Consider the following 16,725-nt stretch of genomic DNA (forward strand, 5'->3'; position numbering starts at 1 on the left):
GCGGCTCTGTGAGGAATCGGTCGTGATCTATCAGATCTTGATGCTGTGACGCACTCGGCTGATCACCTTCTGAGCGTCCGGGCCGAATACTGCGCTTTCGCTGAGTGCCGCCCAAATGCGTTGGTACAGGGCGAGACTGTCGGCGTCGTCCAGCCAGAGCTCGGCGTGCCAGTCCTCGGTCACTACGAGCCGGTCGTCGAAGATCCAGAATGCATTCGCGGGCGGAAGCTTGAGGGCGGCCTCCCACGGCACGATCCCAAGATGGACAGTGTCCATGCCCACGATGCCCAGCAGCCGGTCGAGTTGAGCGACCAGAACGGCGGGAGGGCAGATCTGGGCCCGTAGCGCCCCCTCCCACATCAGCAGATTCAGCCGCTTACCCGGACGGTACAACCACTCCTGCCGTCGCATGCGGGCTCGTACCGCATCTTCTGCGTCTCGGGGCGAGTTCTGTAGGGCGGCGTAGTTCTCGAAGATGTGTCGGGCGTAGTCGGCGGTCTGGAGCATCCCGCTAACACCAAAGCTCTCCCAGGCATGGAGCGTGCTGGGTCGTCCACCAGGGTGTTCCACGTGTCTTGCACCGGACGGTGTCCTGCCGCGAGTTGCCGCCGCCATGACCGGATGTGGCTCTCGAAGCCCTTCAACCGGCCGTGCAACTCGTCGAAGGCGCCGCCCTGGCCTGTGGCCTCGGCCCCAGCCCGGAGGTCTTCGGCTGTCGGAGTCTGTCGGCCGTTCTCCAGCTTGCTGATCTTGGACTGCGGCCAGCCGAGCTGCTGAGCCAACGCCGTACCGGTGAGAGGGCCGTAAGGGCTCTCGACCCGGAGTCCCCGGAGCCTGCGACCGAGGTCCTCGCGTGCCTTTTGATAGTCCGTGCTCACCGGTACCTGTTCCGTCTGCTCGTTAGGCGTCTGCGTCCAGCCCGGTCGCGAACTCCTTGTACGGAACGGCGTGATGCCATGCGGCATCCCGGGCCACGGAGTAGCGGACGACCTCCGCCGGCTCAGTGATCAGCTCGACGTCGATGAGCTGATCGTCGTCATCGAACGGTAGGAGAGCCACGAGCCGGCTGTCGAACAACCAGAAGTCTTCGGCGGGGAGTTGGGATCGTTCGGCACCCGTCCGCCACAGGTTGCGGATGTCCTCGCCCAGGGCGCTATTCCGCTTGGCGTTGTCGAGCAGGTAGAGCTGACCGGTGGTCGGCGGCTGGTCCACGATGCGCACCCGCTCGACTCGCTTGCCCTGTGCCGTCTGCGCTCGGATCAGTCCGCAGTACGGGTCCTGCGGATCCCACTCCGCGGTGCCGGTCTCCAGGAACTGCCGGTAGGTGTCGGTGGCCTCGTCACTGGCATACCGGCGGCGCGTTTCCAGCCGCCAAGCCGTGTGCTTGAACGTACGAAACAGGTTCTCGAACTCATCGCGGTCGATGATCCTCGCCTGCCAGGTGGCGTCTTTCGGCGCCCAGTCCACCAGTAGCTCACGTGGCACGATCACCGCGACCTCACCCTCCGACAGGTGCTGGAGCTGAGCCACGTCCTCCGGGTCGGTCAGTGGCGGCCCATGAACGACTACCTCCCGACTGTCCAGGTCCTCATGCACCGACGGGGCATCCCGTGCCCCCGCTGCCGGTGCCGTTGAAGCGCAACCTACGTGCCATGCGATCCACCCCTCGTCTCCTCGGAGAAGCCGTGAGGGACAGGGTGGCCGTGGCTACGGGGGAATGTCGAGGCATTCTGGGATGGCCTCGGAGAATAATCAAGAATATTCGCATGGCCGCTTGGCTCGGTCTTCTTACGGTCGTATCCCGAGTCACGGAGCGGCGAGGAGACACGATGGCAGGCACGCGTCACAAGACCACCCAGGAAGCACCAGTCGCACTCCCTCTGGGGTTTGCGGCCTGGCTGCTGGACTGCGCACCTGCTCCCGGCTGCAAGGTGTGCGCCGCGAACTGGAAGCAGCTCAACGCAGCCAAGGACGACGGTGAACTCGCGAAGGCCGCGAGGCACGCGACGGAGATTCGCGATCACGCCTCGGGGGCCCACTGAGGTGAGTGGAACGACAGCGGTACCTGTGCCGTCTGGCAGATGACGTGCGTGCACGCCTCGGTGCTGCCGGAGATCACGCGCCAGGCCGCCGAAGCCGCTGCCGGGCTCGTGCCGCAGTCGCCCGTCGTGCAGGCGGACGACGGCGCCTGCCGCTCACCGGCATCCGGCCCCGAAAACGACCAAGGGCGTCCTCCCCGAAGGGAGAACGCCCAGGTCACAGACGTGCGCCGCCAGGGACTCGAACCCCGGACCCGCTGATTAAGAGTCAGCTGCTCTAACCAACTGAGCTAGCGGCGCTTGCTGACAGAGAAAATACTACCTGGTCCCGCGGGGTGCTCCTGACCACCCCGGACCCGGCGGGCGCCGCTGGTCAGATGGCCAGGGAGAGCACCACCGGGGCAGCCCGGCGGTTGAGGGTTTCGGCTGCCGCGCGCAGGCGGTGGGCGTGTTCGATCGGCAGTGACAGGGCCAGGCAGCCGACGGCCGAGCCGGCCGTCAGCGGTACGGCCGCGCAGACCGTGCCGACCGCGTACTCCTGGAGGTCGAGCACCGGCACCGTGGCCGGCTGGCTGTCGAGCTTGGAGAACAGCACCCGCTCGTTGGTGATCGTCCGCGAGGTGAGCCGGGCGATCTTGTGGCGGGACAGGTGGTCCCGGCGGCCGTTCTGGTCCAGCTGGGTCAGCAGGCATTTGCCGACCGCGCTCGCGTGCGCCGCGGATTTGAAGTCGACCCACTCGTTCACCTTCGGCGCGCGTGGCCCGTCGGCGTACTGGGTGATCTTGACCTCGCCGTCGATGTACCGGCTGATGTAGACCGCCGCGCCCACCGAGTCGCGCAGCGACATCAGGGTGGACTGGAGCTTGGTCTCCAGGGCCTGCTGGCGGGCGGCGCCGGAGCCGAGCAGGACGCTTGAGTCGCCGATGACATAGGCGCCGTCGGCCACCTGCTCGACATAGCCCTCGCGCCGCAGCATGAGGAGCATGGACGTCAGGTGGGCCGGGGGAAGCCCGGTTTCACGGGCGATCTGGACATCGGTCACGCCCCCGCCGTGCTTGGAGATCGCCTCCAGCACACGGAGGACGTAGTGCACCGAATGGAACGGCGCGGTCGGCTCTGGCTTCAGCGCCACGGTTTCCCCCTAGCAGGTCGAGACTGCGAAGGTGGCAGGTCTGCCGTTCCACGATAGCTGCCAAGTACCGTTTTCGGTGGGGGTGTTGACAACTTTGGTGGCGCGTATCAGTGCCCTACGCTGGGACGCGCCACCGTGGCATATGCCAGGGTCATGATCTGGGGGCGTGCGGATGGCTGGATGGTGAGGTCAGCGTCGTGCACGGCGCGTGGTCACGCGATTGCGCCCAGGAACTCGCGCGTCCGTTCGTGCTCCGGATCGCCGAAGATCTTCTCGGGCGGACCCGCCTCGATGACCTTGCCCGAGTCGAACATCATCACCTCGTCGGAGATGTCCCGCGCGAAGCTCATCTCGTGCGTGACGCAGAGCATGGTGATGTCGGTCGTACGGGCGATGTCGCGCAGCAGATCGAGCACCCCGGCGACCAGTTCCGGGTCGAGCGCGGAGGTCACCTCGTCCAGGAGCAGCACCTGCGGGCGCATCGCGAGGGCCCGCGCGATGGCCACCCGCTGCTGCTGACCGCCGGACAACTGCGACGGCTTCGCGTCGCGCTTGTCGCCCAGGCCCACCAGGTCGAGCAGTTCGCGTGCCCGTACCTCGGCCTCGTCGGGGGAGAGGCCGAGCACCCGGACCGGTGCCTCGGTGATGTTGCGCAGCACGCTCATGTTGGGGAACAGGTTGAACTGCTGGAACACCATCCCGATCTTCTTCCGGGCCTCCCGGCGCTCCTTCTCGCCGGCCGGGTAGAGCCGGGTGCCGTTGACCTGGATGATCCCCGAGTCCGGCCGCTCCAGGGTCATGAGCAGCCGCAGGATCGTGGTCTTGCCGGAGCCCGACGGACCGATCAGGGTGACGTGCCGGCCCTTGCGGGCGCTGAAACAGAGGTCGTCAAGGACGGTGTTGTCGCCGAAGCGCTTGGTGACGTTCTCGAAGCGGATCAGCTCGGTGGCGGTGTTCTGCACGGGCGTCTCGATCCCGGAGTCATCGGTTGGGGTACCGCCGAGCGGGGTCTCAGCGGTTTGGGCTCCCCCGACCTGGGTCTCATCGGTCTGGGATTCGTCGGTCTCGGTCTCAGCGACCGAAGTCTCAGCGGTCTGGGCTTCGTCGGTCTGGGATTCAGCGGACAAGGCGGCGCTCCAGGGCTCGTACGAACAGCGAAGCCGGATAGGCGATGAGGATGAAGGCGACACCGACGACGGTCAGCGGCTCGGTGTACTGGAAGGTGCTGGCCCCCGCCAGGCGCGACTGCTGGAGCATTTCCAGGACGCTGATTCCGGCGAGCAGCGGAGTGTCCTTCAGCATGGAGATCACGTAATTGCCGAGCGCGGGCGCGATACGGCGGACCGCCTGCGGAAGGATCACCGCGAACCAGGTGCGGTGCGCGGGCAGGCTCAGCGCGGTCGCGGCCTCCCACTGGCCCTTGGGCACGGCGTCGATGCCGGCGCGGTAGACCTGCGCGGTGTACGTCGAGTAGTGCAGGCCGATGGCGAGGACGCCGGTGGTCAGGGCCGAGAACTTCAAGCCCCACTCCGGCAGCACGAAGAACAGGAAGAACAGCTGCACCAGCAGGGGCGTGGTGCGGATGAACTCCGTGATCAGGTTGACCGGCCAGCGGACGAAGCGGGTCGGGGCACGGAAGGCCAGCGCCCACACCAGGCCCAGACTGAACGAGATGAGCGAGCCGAGCGCCAGGACCTGAAGCGTGGTGAGCACGCCGTCCCAGAAGCGCGGCATGAAGTCCCAGACGGCGGACCAGTCCCAATTCACTTGGCCACCCCCAGATTCGCCTTGGTGCGGCGTTCAAGTGCCTTCATTCCGCGGGTGATCGCGAAGGCGAGGACGAAGTAGATGACGAGGGTGATCGTGTAGATCTCCGCGCTGTCCTGGGTCGCGAGCCGCACCAGGTACGCCGCGAAGGACACGTCACCCACGCCGAGCAGGGAGACCAGGGCGGTTCCCTTCAGCAGCTCGACGAGGAGGTTGCAGAACGGCGGGATCATCTCCGGCACCGCCTGCGGAAGCAGTACGAGACGCGTCCGCTGCCAGGGCGTGAGGCTCAGCGCGATGCCCGCCTCACGCTGGGCGGGGGGCACGGCGTTCAGCGCGCCGCGCACGATTTCCGCGCCGTACGCCCCGTACGAGAGGCCGAGCGCGAGCACCGCCGCCCACATCGGGACCAGCTGCCAGCCCGCGAGCGGGGGCAGCACGAAGAACAGCCAGAACATCAGCACCAGGGCCGAGGTCCCGCGGAAGATCTCCGTGTAGGCGGCCGCGAGGAAGCGGACCAGGCGCGAGCGGTGGGTGCGGGCCAGGCCGATGCCGAAGGCGACCGCGGCGGCGAGCGCGGCGCTGTACACGGTCAGCTGGATGGTGACCCAGATTCCCGGCAGCACCCAGTGCTGCCACAGTCCCGCCGTCATCGGCACAACTCCTTGGCGGTCAGGGTGGTCATCTCGGCCTGGGTGAAGCCGAAGGGACGCAGGATGCGGAAGAGCTCGCCGCTCTGCTTCATGCGGTGGATCTCGGTGTTGAAGGCGTCGCGCAGCGGGCCGTCGGTGGGCCGGAAGGCGAAGCCGCCGCCGTCGATCTTCTTCTTGCCGTCCACGACGGCCGCGAACGGCTCGGTGGCCTCGGCCTTCGAGCTCTTCTTCACGACCTCCCGCACGGTGAGGGCGGTGCCCGCGAAGACGTCGACGCGGCCGGACTCCACGGCGTTCAGTCCCGCCACCTGGTCCTGGAGGATGACGATGTCCTGCTCGGGGTAGCCGGCGGCGGTCGCGTAGCCGATCTCGGCGTAGCCGGTACCGGTCGCGAACCGCGCCTTGGCGCGAACCACGTCCTGGTAGGTGTGCAGGCCCTTCGGATTGCCCTTGCGGACTATGAACGCGTCCAGCATCTGGTACTCGGGGTCCGCGAAGAGGACCTGTGCGCAGCGGTCCTTGTTGATGTACATCCCGGCCGAGACGACGTCGAACTGCTGGGAGTTGAGCCCGGGGATCAGCGAGGAGAAGTCGGTGGCCACGGGCTGTACGCGGTCGATGCCGAGCCGCTTGAAGATCACCTTGGCGAGTTCGGGGGCCTCGCCGGTGAACTCGCCCTGGTCGTTCACGTACCCGTACGGGACTTCGCCCGCGATGCCCAGGCGTACGGTGCCGCGGGACTTGAGGCGGACCAGCGCGTTGCCCTCAGGCACACGTGAGCAGGCGGCGGCGCCGGTCAGGGCGACGGCGGCGGCCCCGGCGAGCAGGGTGCGCCGGGGTATGGGGGGTCTCGGTCGTGAGGTAGCTCGAGCCATGGCGGCGCGGCTACCCAGCCTCACGCGCCCCATGCCCCCGACTTTGAACGCCGGGGGCGGCTGGTTCTGCTAGCCGCTGGTACCGGAAATCGCTGCCGCTGCCCTCAGGAGCACCTCCTCCCCGCCCCGCGCCGCGACCAGCTGTACTCCCACCGGCAGGCCGCCGCCGTCCGTGCCGGCGGGGACGGTAGCGGCCGGCTGCTGGGTCAGGTTGAAGGGGTAGGTGAAGGGGGTCCAGGACGTCCAGCGGTGCGGGGAGGTGCCGAGCGGGGTCTCGCGGCCCGCCTCGAACGCGGTGATCGGCAGCGTCGGCGTCACCAGCACGTCGTACCGCAGGTGGAAGCGGGCCATCCGCCGGCCCACCTCCTGCGCGGCCATCTGCGCGGCCAGCAGATCGAGGGCGGAGAGCCGGGCCCCGCGTGCCGCGATCTCCCGCAGGCCCGGGTCGAGCAACTCACGTTGTTGTACGGGGAGTTGGTCGACCCTCCGGGCGGCTCCCGCGTTCCACAGGGTGTGGAACGTCTCCACCGGATCCGCGAAGTCCGGGTCCGCCTCCTCCACGTACCCGCCGAGGCCGGCGAGACGGGTCACCGCGGACCGTACCGCCGCCGCGACCTCGGCACCCACCGCCACCTGCCCGCCGAACGAGGCGGAGTAGGCGATGCGCAGGCCCTTCACGCCGGCTGCCGCGTCCTCGGTGAGGGCCGCCGCGTACGAGCGGGCCGGGGGCGCGAGCGCGGTGGGGTCCCGCCAGTCCGCGCCGCTGAGGACGTCCAGGAGCAGTGCCGCGTCGGCCGCGTCCCGGGCGATGGGGCCCGCGTGCGACAGGGTGCCGAACGCGCTCGCCGGGTGCAGCGGCACCCGGCCGTACGTCGGCTTGAGGCCGAAGACGCCGCAGAACGACGCCGGGATGCGGATCGAGCCGCCGCCGTCCGTGCCGACCGACAGCGGCCCCGCCCCGACCGCCACCGCCACCGCGCTGCCCCCGCTGGAGCCGCCCGCGGTGCGCGTCGGGTCGTACGGGTTGCGGGTGACCCCGGTGAGCGGGGAGTCCGTGACGCCCTTCCAGCCGAACTCGGGGGTGGTCGTCTTGCCGACGAGCACCGCGCCGTGCTCGCGCAGCCGGGCCACCGAGGGGGCGTCCTCGTTCCAACTTCCCTCTTCTGAAGTCGAGTTGGAGCCATACCGGGTTGGTCCGCCCGCCTGGAGGAGCAGGTCCTTCACCGACACCGGCACCCCGTCGAGCAGGCCGCACGGCTCTCCGGCCCGCCACCGCTCCTCGGCGGCGCGGGCCTGGGCCAGGGCCGGTTCCGTATCGACCCGTACGAACGCGTTCAGGCGGGGCTGGACCGCCTCGATCCGGGCCAGTACGGCCCGGGTCGCCTCGACCGGCGAGAAGGTGCCGGCCCGGTAACCGGCGAGAAGTTGACGTGCCGTCAGGTCGATGAGTTCGCTCGGCTCAGTCATGACCGGTGTCGTACCCACCTTTGCGCCCGGTCACGTGGCCGCCCGGGATACGTACCGCCGGGAATAAAACGGAGAGTGCCTCCTGTTCTGTCCCGCGGAAGGGCAATGCGTACGTCATGAACTGGAGGACATGGGCCGTGGACGTGGATGCGATTCGTGGGGTGGCGGCCGGCAACGCGCCCGTGCCGCTGTCGGTGCTCGACCTGGTCACGGTCGGCAGTGGGTACACGGCGCACCGTGCCCTGAAGACGAGCGTGGAGATCGCGCGGCTCGCCGAGCGGCGCGGGTTCCACCGCCACTGGGTCGCCGAGCACCACTCCATGCCCGGTGTCGCCTCGTCCTCGCCCGCCGTGATCCTCGCCCACCTCGCCGCCCACACCGAGCGCATCCGGCTCGGTTCGGGCGGGGTGATGCTGCCCAACCACGCGCCGCTGGTGATCGCCGAGCAGTTCGGCACCCTGGAGGCGCTGGCCCCGGGCCGGGTCGACCTCGGGCTCGGCCGGGCGCCCGGCACGGACGGCGCGACGGCCGCGGCCCTGCGCCGCAGCGACCGGCTGAACGAGGGCGCCGACGACTTTCCGCAGCAGCTCGCCGAGCTGACGCGGTTCCTCGACGACGACTTTCCCGACGGGCACCCCTACGCCCGCATCCACGCGGTACCCGGCCCCGTGCAGGGCCCGGCCGCCCGGCCGCCGATCTGGCTGCTCGGCTCGTCCGGCTTCAGTGCCCGCCTCGCCGGCACGCTCGGGCTCCCGTTCGCCTTCGCGCACCACTTCTCGGCCGCCAACACCGTTCCGGCCCTGGACCTCTACCGCGACTCGTTCCGGCCGTCCTCGGTGCTGGCCGAGCCCTACGCGCTGATCGGCGTCTCCGCGCTGGCCGCCGACGACGAGCGCGAGGCGCGCCGCCAGACCCTGACCAACGCGCTCTCGATGGTCCGGCTGCGCACCGGGCGGCCCGGTCTCGTGCCGACGCCGGATGAGGCCGAGGCGTACCAATTCAGCGCGCTGGAGCGGGAGTTCGTGGACAGCTGGCTCGCCAACGTCATCTCCGGGACGGCCGACGAGGTGCGCACCGGCCTGGACGACCTCCAGAAGCGGACCGGTGCGGATGAGCTGATGATCACGGCCAATGCGCATGGGCCGGGGGCCCGTTTGCGCTCCTACGAACTGATCGCCGACGCATACGCTCTGCCCAGCCTCGCCGCCTAACGCCCACCCTCTGGCGGCTCTGGGGGTCAGGGTCAACCCCTTGGGGGCGCGGGGAACTGCGCGACCTGCCCGAGATGAGCGGCAGCCGACTTGATCGGTGCGGAAGCGCTTGGTTTCCGTGGGTGGTTCGGTCGGGTGCGGGCCGGTGGGGCTTGGTCGCGCAGTTCCCCGCGCCCCTGGGTGGGCTGGGGTTGTGGGGTCGGGTGCCTGTCGCCGTGGCTGGGGGCGCAGTTCCGCGCGCGCCTGGCGGGGTTGGGGGCGAGGGGGCGTTGGTAAAAGGTGGGGCGGTTGGGGGGAGTGGTTCAGGCTTGTGGGGCGGTGCGCTTCGGCCGGGTATCGCCAGTGCGGACTGGGGACAGGGGGCGCCGGGGGCCCCAACTCGGGGGCTGACGAGGGGTTTTCTCGTCGAATTGGTCTAGTCCTCAATTTGGTTCAGACCATTGACGCGGCCGGGATTCGATCGCTATCACTTCCCCAACCGCCCCTGCGCGCATCCCCCGCGCCCATCCCCCCCCGGAGGTCGTCTTGCACCCCCGCAGACCCCTTGTTGCCGCCCTGAGTACCGCAGTGCTCGCCGCCGGCGCCCTGGCCGCCTTCGCGGGCCTGGGCACCGCCTCGGCCGCGACCACCCAGAGCGTCGCCGCGCCGTCGACCGGCGGCGTGAAGATCGCGTACTACGACCAGTGGAGCGTGTACGGGAACGCCTTCTACCCCAAGCACCTCGACACCCGGGGCATCGCGGGCAAACTGGACGTCCTCAACTACTCGTTCGGCAACATCGACCCCACCAACCTCACCTGTTTCGAGGCGAACAAGGCGGCGGGCGACGACAACAACCCCAACGCCGGTGACGGGGCGGGCGATTCGTTCGCCGACTACCAGAAGTCTTTCTCGGCGGCCGACAGCGTCAACGGCACCGCCGACACCTGGAACCAGCCGATCGTGGGCGTCTTCAACCAGTTCAAGGAGCTGAAGGCGAAGTACCCCAAGCTGAAGATCAACATCTCGATCGGCGGCTGGACGTACTCCAAGTACTTCCACGACGCGGCCCTCACCGACGCCGGCCGCAAGAAGTTCGTCTCGTCCTGCATCAACCAGTACATCGCCGGCAACCTGCCGGTCGACGGCGGGTACGGCGGCGCGGGCGCGGCGGCCGGGATCTTCGACGGCGTCGACATCGACTGGGAGTACCCGGGCTCGCCCGACGGCCACCTCGGCAACCACTACGGCGCCGAGGACAAGGCCAACTACACCGCTCTGCTCGCCGAGTTCCGCTCGCAGCTGGACGCGTACGGAGCCGCGCACGGCGGCAAGCACTACCTCCTGACGGCGGCGCTCCCGGCCGGCCAGGACAAGATCAAGAACATCGAGACGGACAAGATCGGCGCGTCCCTCGACTACGCCAACATCATGACGTACGACATGCACGGCGCCTGGAACGCGACCGGTCCGACCTACCACCAGTCCCCGCTGGTCTCGCCCGCGAACGACCCGACGGACGTGATCAAGCCCGGCGCCCAGAAGTACTCGATCTCCAACGCGATCGACTCCTGGATCGACGGCAATGCCGCCTACGGCATCGCGGGCGGCTTCCCCGCCAACAAGATCACGCTGGGGTACGAGTTCTACTACCGGGGCTGGAAGGGCGTACCCGCCGGATCCGCGAACGGCCTCGCCCAGACCGCGACCGGCCCGTCCAACGCCCGGCCCACCAGCCAGGTCGCGGGGACCGCGCTCTACAAGGAGCTCGGCGGCATCGTGGACAACCCGGCCACCACGTTCTGGGACCCGGACGCGAAGGCTTCGTACTTCTACAAGGACGGCGAGTTCTTCACCGGCCTCGACAAGCAGTCCATCCAGGCCCGCGCGGACTACGCGCACCAGCGGGGGCTGGCCGGCGCGATGATGTACAGCCTGCTCGGCCTCGACGACAGCACCACGCTGCTCAACTACATCGTGGACGCGGTCGGTTCGTCCCCCTCCTCCTCCCCGGACCCGACGCCGACCGCGACGAACTCCCCGTCGCCGACCCCGACGGCCACCAGCAGCCCGACCCCGGCCCCCGGCGGCTGCACCGCGACGGCGTGGGACAAGTCGGCCCCGTACGTCGGTGGTACGCAGGTCTCCTACGGCGGCCACACCTGGAAGGCCAAGTGGTGGACGCAGGGCGAGCAGCCCGGCACCACCGGCGAGTGGGGCGTCTGGCAGGACCTCGGCGCCTGCTGATCCCTCCCGCGAACGCGCGAACGGCCGCCCCTGGTCACGAAGGGGCGGCCGTTCCCGTATCCGGAACTCACACCTTCTGGGGGCTCGGCGCGATCATCTGGGAGATCCGGTCCGGCGGGACCGCCCGGGAGTAGAGCCAGCCCTGGCCGGTGTCGCAGCCGATCCGGCCGAGCCGGGCCGCCTGTTCGGCGGTCTCCACGCACTCGGCGGTGACGGTCAGGCCGAGCCGGTGAGCGAGCTGGACCAGCGCCTCGACAATGGTCTCGTCGGCCGGATTGGGGTGGGCGCCGCCCTCGTCGTACTGGAAGCCGCGCACGAACGACCCGTCCAGCTTGAGGACGGAGACGGGCAGCCGGCTCAGGTAGGCCAGGTTGGAGTAGCCCGTGCCGAAGTCGTCGATGGCGATGCGCACGCCCATGTCGGACAGCGCCTGAAGGGCCTGGAGCGGGCGGCCCGCCGACCCCATCACGGCGGACTCGGTCAGCTCCAACTGGAGCAGATGAGGCGGCAGTTGGGTCTCCGCGAGGATCTCCGCGACATCCGCCACCAGGTCGGAGTCCCACACCTGGCGCACCGCCACGTTCACGCTGACGAAGACCGGCGGCACGTCGGGGTGCTCGATCTGCCAGCGCCGGGCCTGCCGGCACGCGGTGCGCAGCACCCAGCGGCCGAGCTGCACGACCGAGCCGTCTTCTTCTGCAATTCCGATGAACCGATTCGGCGGAAGTGTGCCGAACTGTGGATGGTTCCAGCGCACCAGCGCCTCCACCCCGTGCACCACTTGGTCGGCCATGCCCACCAGCGGCTGGTACTCCAGGACGAACTCGCCGCGGTCCACGGCGGGGCGCAGACTGGAGGACAGCGCCTGCCGGGTCATCCGGTGGGCGTTGCGCTCGGGGTCGAAGAGCGTCCAGCGAGCCTTCCCGTCGGCCTTCGCCCAGTACAGCGTGGTGTCCGCGGCCTGCATCAGACCGGTCGCCGTGGTGCCGGCGCTGGCCCGCTCCACCACCCCGATCGACGCGGACACCGAAAGCCGCTGGCCCGCCAGGTCGAACGGCTGCTGAAGCGCCTCCAGTACGGAACGGGCCAGCTCGGCGAGTTGCTCCGTACCCGTCGAGTCCTCGACCAGGACGGCGAACTCGTCGCCGCCGAGCCGCGCCACCAGATGGCCGCCGCTGCGCGCGTACCCCAACTGGTCGGCGCACTCGGTGAGCCGGGCCGCGACCGCGCTGAGCAGCCGGTCCCCGACCCGGTGGCCCAGCGTGTCGTTGACCGCCTTGAACCCGTCCAGGTCGAGGTAGCAGATCCCGATCCGGCCGGTGCCGCCGTGGCCGTACGCCGATGTCTCCAGGGCGCTGTTCAGCCGCTCGAAGAACAGCGTGCGGTTGGGCAGCCGGGTCACCGGGTCGTGCATCTGGAGGTGGCGAAGGCGGGCCTGGAGCTCGCGGCGGTCGCTGATGTCCGCGATCGAGAGCAGCACGCTGGATCCGCCCGGCACGGGGGCGACGGTGACCTCCGCCCAGAGCGAGTGCCCGTCGGGGTGCTTGAGGCGGCGGGTGCAGCGGAACCGGGTGCGGGCGCCGCGCAGCACTTCGCGGTAGGCGTGCCAGGTGCGGTTGTCGGCGGCCAGATCGACCAGGCCCGCGGCCTCCTGCTCCCGCAGGGCCGCCGGGTCGGTGCCCAGGAGGTCGGCGAGCGCCGTGTTCGCGGCGACGACGGCGCCCTCCCGGTTCAGGACCGCCATCGCGAGGTGGGCGGCGTTGAACGCGGCCTGGTAGTCCCGCAGTTCGGACGCGCCGCGCCCGGCGGCGTGGGGTCCGTCGCCCGCGGCCTGCTGGGCACGGGCTTCGGCGAGCAGTTCGGCGGCGCGCTCGGCGAGGGATCCGCCGCGCTGCCGGGCGGGGGAGCCCGGTGCGGGCTCGGCCTGATCCGGTGGACGCTCGGGCGGGGGGTTTTCGGCGCGTTCGGGAGGGCGCTCGGTCACGGCGCCCGCGATCCGGTCAGTATGACGCTCTGTGACGGGCGGCCGGACGGTTCCGGGCCCTGGACCCGCTCCTTCGGAGGTTCCGCTCACCGCTCGCTCCCGCAGTGCAATCGAGTTGTACAGAGGTGGTACGGAGGTGGCCGGGGACTTCGGCCGGGGTGACGACAGCCGCTCCCAGGCTGAAACCACGCAGGAAAGTGTGCCGATCATAGAGGCTGCCGCGAGGCGCGATCCAGCTCTGTCGTCGTGATCAAGAGCACCCGGAGTCCCGTACCGATCGTTGGCCGATCGTTTCTGCGCGGGTGTGGCCGGGCTCCGGCCCCCGGTGACCGTTCGTGACTTTCTGTAAGTCGTCGGGGTGTCGGGTCCTCACTCGTCTGGGGCAGGTGAACAGGGCATATCTGAATAAACCTGCACAAAGTGGGTGGGATGTCCCGCATTCCCCTCCCGGAGGTCGACGTGCAGCGTCAGCAGACACCCGGGGGAGTGGAGCGTGTCCGGCTGCGCAGTGCCGCGGCGGCGCTCACCTCCCTCATGGCGCTCGCCGCCATCTCGCTGGTGTCGGGTCCCGCCGTGGCGTCGAACTCCGCGGTGCCGTGCGCCCTGGCGCGCACGCCCGCCCATCACTCGCTCGGCCTCGACACCTGGAACTCCTCCTACCTGCGCCCCGTCCGCACCCTCAACGCGGTGATGGTCTTCCTGTCCTTCCCGGACTCCCGCCCGATCACCGAACCGAAGGACCTCGCCGCCGACTACTTCCCCGCCACCAGCCGCTTCTTCGACCAGGCCTCGTACGGGAAGTTCCGCCTGAACGCGGAGCCGCAGCGGCGCTGGGTGCGCATGCCGGCCGCGTCGACCTCGTACCGCATAGAGCGTGACTGGGACCCCGACCAGCGCACCCGCTACCTCCAGGACGCGATCCGCGCGGCCGATCCGACGACGGACTTCTCGAAGTACGACATCGTCTACCTGGTGGCCGACCCGGACGCGCCGGGCGTCGACTCCGACGCCACGAAGGTCGTCAACTTCGACCGGCCGATGCGCGCGGACGGCCGTGACATCAGGCGGGTGGTGACCGTCTTCGAGCACCATCCACCGGACCGCAACGTGCTCGCCCACGAGACCGGACACGTCTTCGACCTGCCCGACCTCTACCACCGGCCGCAGGACGGCAAGGCCGGCGACTGGGACACCTATGTCGGCGACTGGGATGTGATGGGCAGTCAGTTCGGTACGGCGCCCGATCTGTTCGGCTGGCAGAAGTGGAAGCTCGGCTGGCTGGACCGGCAGGAGGTCGCCTGTGTCATGGGCGACGGGACCAGCCGGATCACCCTGGAACCGCTGTCCGCCTCCCCCGCGAAGGCGGGCACCGCGGGCAGGCGCCTCGCGGTGGTACGCACCGGTGAGGACCGTGCGATCGCGATCGAGGTACGGGTCTCCTCGGGCCTCGACCACGCGAGCTGCAAGGAAGGCCTGCTGGTCTACCGGGTCCGCAGCGGCTCGGCTTCGGGCGGCGGCCCGGTCGAGGTGTTCGACGCGCATCCGAACACCGAGGCGTGCTGGGAGAAATCGGTGTACCCGCCGCTCGCGGACGCGCCGGTGGAGCTCGGCGAGACGTTCACGGTGCCGGGCGAGGGTGTCAAGATCGAGGCCGAGGGGCGGTCGAAGTCGGGCGCCTGGACGGTCAAGATCTCCCACTGACCGACGGGGCGACGGACCGCCTGACCCACTGCCCGGCTCGCGGGCCGCGCCCCGGCCCCGCGACACGAAGAAGCCCCTCGCTTTCGCGAGGGGCTTCTTCCGTCTGTGCGCCGCCAGGGACTCGAACCCCGGACCCGCTGATTAAGAGTCAGCTGCTCTAACCAACTGAGCTAGCGGCGCCTGCTGACGTCGTAGACATTAGCACCCTGATCGGCGGGAGGAAAAATCGATTTCCGGGGAGGGTCCGAGGGCCCGCTCTTCGCCGCCCGGACGCAGGCCCAGAGCAGGACGTCGGGTCCCGGGAGCCAGGGGCGGCGGGTGTCGGGGGCCACCAGCCAGCGAGCCGCGCCGCTGTTCTCGGGCTCGGGTCCGAGCAGGGCCGGGACGGTGACCGCGTCGCCCGCGCCGTGGCAGAGCAGCGGAGGGACCGGGACGTCGGCGCCGTGCCACTCCTCCCACTCCAGGAGCGAGGGCAGCCGCTGCGCGGTGCCGGGGGTGGCGAACAGCAGCATCCGGCCGCGGTGCACGGCGACCGGGCCCGAGCCGGGGCCCTCTGACCAGAGGCGGTCCAGGATGCGGCGCCCGAACATCGACGGGACGTTGACCACGTCGAAGACCGAGCCGCAGGGCAGCACACCGGGGGCCGTCGGCCGAGCCTCCCAGAGAGCGAGGGTGCTGCGCGGGTGGCTGGCCGCGGACGACAGCCAGGCCGCGCCCTCCGCCGAGACCTCGCCGATCTGATGGCGCCCCTCGTCGCGCAGGACCCGGAAGACGTCGAACGCGTCGGCGCCCGCGCGCTCGCCGCCGCAGTGCCCTGCCGCGCGGGCCGCGTCGCCCACCTTCTGCCAAACGCTGCTGCTGCTCATGCCTCTACGTCTACCGGCTGACTACGTTCCGTTTCGGCGGCTTGGCGGAAACCAGGACACGGCAGGCACCGAGGGCGTATCTTGCGCCCCGGTATATGCCGGGGGCGCGTGGCCACGGGGGGTGCGCCGGCCGGTGGGGGTTCGTGCCGGGGGCGTGTGGTGGTGTGGCTGTCGGTGCGGGTCCGCGCCAGGGCGTGGGGTAGCGCGGCTTTCGGCGGGGGTTCGTGGCGGGCGTGGGGCGGCTGTCGGTGGCGGCGGGCGTCGCGGGCGTGGAGTGGTGGGCCGGGCGGTGCGGGTTCGCGCCGGGGCCGTGGGGCGGTGCGGCTTTCGGCGGGGGCTGGTGCCGGGGCCCGGGAGCGGCTTTCGGCGGGGCTTCGTGCTGGGGCGTGGGGTGTGAGCCTCTCAGTGCGGGTCCGTGCCGCGCAGCAGGTCGCGGCCGAACTCGATCATCTTCTTCGCGTAGTCCTCGGTCCATTCGGCTCGGGCTGCCACGTCGGCGGGGGTCAGCCGGTCGAAGCGGCGCGGGTCGGCGAGCTGGGCCGCCGCGACCGCCTGGAACTCGACCGCACGGTCCGCCGCGGCCCGGAAGGCGAGGGCGAGTTCGGTGGCGCGCGAGAGCAGCGCTCCGGGGTCCGCGATGGACTCCAGGTCGAAGAAGTGCTCCGGGTCGGCGGTGGCCTCGGAAGGCTCGAAGAGAAGCGGTGCGGGCCTCAGCCGCGGCCTCTTCTCCACATTCCGCTCGTGCTCCGGCATGTCTGTCCTCCCAGCAAAGACGCTCACGGTCCGGACGCCCGGACCACCGTC

The 16,725-nt window shown here is 70.1% G+C and carries 14 protein-coding genes, 2 tRNA genes and 2 pseudogenes; 5 read left to right on the forward strand and 13 right to left on the reverse strand.

Annotation, left to right across the window (positions count from 1 at the left end):
- Positions 1-30: 30 nt before the first annotated feature.
- Positions 31-878, reverse strand: a pseudogene (locus OG522_RS23770) (helix-turn-helix domain-containing protein).
- 22 nt (positions 879-900) lie between these two features.
- Positions 901-1,654: pseudogene (locus OG522_RS23775) on the reverse strand (DUF6879 family protein).
- A gap of 175 nt (positions 1,655-1,829) precedes the next feature.
- Here OG522_RS23775 and OG522_RS23780 point away from each other — a divergent pair.
- Positions 1,830-2,042, forward strand: a complete 213-nt coding sequence (locus tag OG522_RS23780) for a hypothetical protein (protein WP_329465017.1) — start codon at positions 1,830-1,832, stop codon at positions 2,040-2,042.
- Positions 2,043-2,081: 39 nt separating this feature from the next.
- On the forward strand, positions 2,082-2,300 hold the full coding sequence (locus OG522_RS23785) for a hypothetical protein (protein ID WP_329465018.1): 219 nt from the start codon (positions 2,082-2,084) through the stop codon (positions 2,298-2,300).
- Here OG522_RS23785 and OG522_RS23790 read toward each other — a convergent pair.
- The 7 genes from OG522_RS23790 to OG522_RS23820 all read right to left on the reverse strand — a co-directional run bounded on the left by OG522_RS23790 (position 2,266) and on the right by OG522_RS23820 (position 7,933).
- Positions 2,266-2,339 (reverse strand) — tRNA-Lys (locus tag OG522_RS23790). The two genes, OG522_RS23785 and OG522_RS23790, sit on opposite strands and share 35 nt — an antisense overlap.
- A 73-nt stretch (positions 2,340-2,412) precedes the next feature.
- Positions 2,413-3,171 carry an IclR family transcriptional regulator gene (locus OG522_RS23795; RefSeq protein ID WP_329465019.1) on the reverse strand — a complete coding sequence of 253 codons (759 nt, stop codon included), beginning with the start codon at positions 3,169-3,171 and terminating at the stop codon, positions 2,413-2,415.
- A 212-nt stretch (positions 3,172-3,383) separates the two neighbouring features.
- Complete coding sequence (locus OG522_RS23800) at positions 3,384-4,145, reverse strand: amino acid ABC transporter ATP-binding protein (RefSeq protein ID WP_329467711.1); 762 nt, start codon at positions 4,143-4,145, stop codon at positions 3,384-3,386.
- Between the two features lie 142 nt (positions 4,146-4,287).
- Positions 4,288-4,938 carry an ectoine/hydroxyectoine ABC transporter permease subunit EhuD gene (gene ehuD / locus OG522_RS23805; protein ID WP_329465020.1) on the reverse strand — a complete coding sequence of 217 codons (651 nt, stop codon included), beginning with the start codon at positions 4,936-4,938 and terminating at the stop codon, positions 4,288-4,290.
- Positions 4,935-5,591 carry an ectoine/hydroxyectoine ABC transporter permease subunit EhuC gene (ehuC, locus tag OG522_RS23810; protein ID WP_329465022.1) on the reverse strand — a complete coding sequence of 219 codons (657 nt, stop codon included), beginning with the start codon at positions 5,589-5,591 and terminating at the stop codon, positions 4,935-4,937. The genes ehuD and ehuC overlap by 4 nt, the downstream gene beginning before the upstream one ends.
- Positions 5,588-6,466: an ectoine/hydroxyectoine ABC transporter substrate-binding protein EhuB gene (gene ehuB, locus OG522_RS23815; RefSeq protein ID WP_329465023.1), complete on the reverse strand. Its 879-nt coding sequence runs from the start codon at positions 6,464-6,466 to the stop codon at positions 5,588-5,590. The genes ehuC and ehuB overlap by 4 nt, the downstream gene beginning before the upstream one ends.
- 69 nt (positions 6,467-6,535) lie before the next feature.
- Positions 6,536-7,933: an amidase gene (locus OG522_RS23820; RefSeq protein ID WP_329465024.1), complete on the reverse strand. Its 1,398-nt coding sequence runs from the start codon at positions 7,931-7,933 to the stop codon at positions 6,536-6,538.
- A 116-nt stretch (positions 7,934-8,049) separates the two neighbouring features.
- On the opposite strand from OG522_RS23820, the gene OG522_RS23825 reads away from it, so the two are divergent.
- Both OG522_RS23825 and OG522_RS23830 read left to right on the forward strand, forming a co-directional pair.
- Entirely contained in the window at positions 8,050-9,144 is a 1,095-nt protein-coding gene (locus OG522_RS23825; RefSeq protein WP_329465025.1) for an LLM class flavin-dependent oxidoreductase, read from the forward strand.
- Positions 9,145-9,669: 525 nt separating this feature from the next.
- Positions 9,670-11,370 carry a glycosyl hydrolase family 18 protein gene (locus OG522_RS23830; protein ID WP_329465026.1) on the forward strand — a complete coding sequence of 567 codons (1,701 nt, stop codon included), beginning with the start codon at positions 9,670-9,672 and terminating at the stop codon, positions 11,368-11,370.
- Between the two features lie 67 nt (positions 11,371-11,437).
- On the opposite strand, the gene OG522_RS23835 is transcribed toward OG522_RS23830, so the two are convergent.
- Complete coding sequence (locus OG522_RS23835) at positions 11,438-13,444, reverse strand: EAL domain-containing protein (protein ID WP_443074740.1); 2,007 nt, start codon at positions 13,442-13,444, stop codon at positions 11,438-11,440.
- A gap of 339 nt (positions 13,445-13,783) precedes the next feature.
- Here OG522_RS23835 and OG522_RS23840 point away from each other — a divergent pair, with 339 nt between their 5' ends.
- Positions 13,784-15,055, forward strand: a complete 1,272-nt coding sequence (locus OG522_RS23840; RefSeq protein ID WP_329465027.1) for a M6 family metalloprotease domain-containing protein — start codon at positions 13,784-13,786, stop codon at positions 15,053-15,055.
- 106 nt (positions 15,056-15,161) lie between these two features.
- On the opposite strand, the gene OG522_RS23845 is transcribed toward OG522_RS23840, so the two are convergent.
- The 3 genes from OG522_RS23845 to OG522_RS23855 form a co-directional block, all read right to left on the reverse strand.
- Positions 15,162-15,235 (reverse strand) — tRNA-Lys (locus tag OG522_RS23845).
- Positions 15,226-15,921: a bifunctional DNA primase/polymerase gene (locus OG522_RS23850; protein WP_329465028.1), complete on the reverse strand. Its 696-nt coding sequence runs from the start codon at positions 15,919-15,921 to the stop codon at positions 15,226-15,228. The genes OG522_RS23845 and OG522_RS23850 overlap by 10 nt, the downstream gene beginning before the upstream one ends.
- Before the next feature lie 402 nt (positions 15,922-16,323).
- Positions 16,324-16,674, reverse strand: coding sequence for a hypothetical protein (locus OG522_RS23855; RefSeq protein ID WP_329465029.1), 351 nt, complete (start codon positions 16,672-16,674; stop codon positions 16,324-16,326).
- Positions 16,675-16,725 lie beyond the last annotated feature (51 nt).

The sequence above is a fragment of the Streptomyces sp. NBC_01431 genome (genome assembly GCF_036231355.1).
GTDB lineage: Bacteria > Actinomycetota > Actinomycetes > Streptomycetales > Streptomycetaceae > Streptomyces.

Bases quoted from the DNA above. Each gene is read 5' to 3' on its own strand.
- OG522_RS23780 (WP_329465017.1), top strand. From the start codon at position 1,830: ATGGCAGGCACGCGTCACAAGACCACCCAGGAAGCACCAGTCGCACTC.
- OG522_RS23785 (WP_329465018.1), top strand. From the start codon at position 2,082: ATGACGTGCGTGCACGCCTCGGTGCTGCCGGAGATCACGCGCCAGGCC.
- ehuC (WP_329465022.1), bottom strand. From the start codon at position 5,591: ATGACGGCGGGACTGTGGCAGCACTGGGTGCTGCCGGGAATCTGGGTC.
- ehuB (WP_329465023.1), bottom strand. From the start codon at position 6,466: ATGGCTCGAGCTACCTCACGACCGAGACCCCCCATACCCCGGCGCACC.
- OG522_RS23820 (WP_329465024.1), bottom strand. From the start codon at position 7,933: ATGACTGAGCCGAGCGAACTCATCGACCTGACGGCACGTCAACTTCTC.
- OG522_RS23825 (WP_329465025.1), top strand. From the start codon at position 8,050: ATGAACTGGAGGACATGGGCCGTGGACGTGGATGCGATTCGTGGGGTG.
- OG522_RS23840 (WP_329465027.1), top strand. From the start codon at position 13,784: ATGTCCCGCATTCCCCTCCCGGAGGTCGACGTGCAGCGTCAGCAGACA.
- OG522_RS23850 (WP_329465028.1), bottom strand. From the start codon at position 15,921: ATGAGCAGCAGCAGCGTTTGGCAGAAGGTGGGCGACGCGGCCCGCGCG.
- OG522_RS23855 (WP_329465029.1), bottom strand. From the start codon at position 16,674: ATGCCGGAGCACGAGCGGAATGTGGAGAAGAGGCCGCGGCTGAGGCCC.